2 protein-coding genes are annotated in these 736 nt (G+C 72.1%); both read left to right on the top strand.

Annotation, left to right across the window (positions count from 1 at the left end; genetic code table 11):
- Positions 1 to 459, top strand: a 459-nt coding sequence (locus ACV229_RS40570; RefSeq protein ID WP_448088655.1) for an NADH-ubiquinone oxidoreductase-F iron-sulfur binding region domain-containing protein, incomplete at its 5' end; no start/stop codon positions are given.
- Between the two features lie 17 nt (positions 460 to 476).
- Positions 477 to 736, top strand: a 260-nt coding sequence (locus ACV229_RS40575; protein ID WP_448088656.1) for a 2Fe-2S iron-sulfur cluster-binding protein, incomplete at its 3' end; no start/stop codon positions are given.

Raw genomic sequence — 736 nt, forward strand, 5'->3', positions numbered from 1 at the left:
GGCCGGCCCGCGCGCGCCGCGCAGGTCGGCGGCCCGCTCGGCACCTACCTGCCCGAACATCAATGGGACGTGCCGCTCGACTACGAGGCCTATGCGGCGATCGGCGCCGTCGTCGGCCACGGCGGCATCGTGCTGCACGACGACACGTCGAACCTCGCCGAGCTCGCCGAATACGCGATGAAGTTCTGCGCGATCGAATCGTGCGGCAAATGCACGCCGTGCCGGATCGGCTCGACGCGCGGCGTCGAGACGATCGCCCGGATCCGCCACGGCGACACGTCGGAACGCCAGGTCACGCTGCTGCGCGACCTGTGCGACACGATGCTCGCCGGCTCGCTCTGCGCGATGGGCGGGATGACGCCGTACCCGGTGCTGTCCGCACTCGATCACTTCCCCGAAGATTTCGGTCTCGCCGCCGGCAAGGACGCCGCGCCGGGCCCGACCCAGGCCGCGGCCTGACCACGAAGGAGCCTCGCATGTCCCTCGACACGATCAACGCCCGCCAGGGCGGCTGCGGCTCCGGCCAGTGCGCGTGCAAGAGCGCCGCGCAGGCGCGCGCACGCGACCCGTTCGACGACACCGACTACGGCACGCCGCAGCGCCACGCCGACACCGACGTCACGCTCGAGATCGACGGCCGGCCGGTGACGGTGCCGGCCGGCACGTCGGTGATGCGCGCGGCGATCGAAGCCGGCGTCAACGTCCCGAAGCTGTGCGCGACCGATTCGCTCGAGCC

The sequence above is a fragment of the Burkholderia sp. MR1-5-21 genome (genome assembly GCF_053427715.1).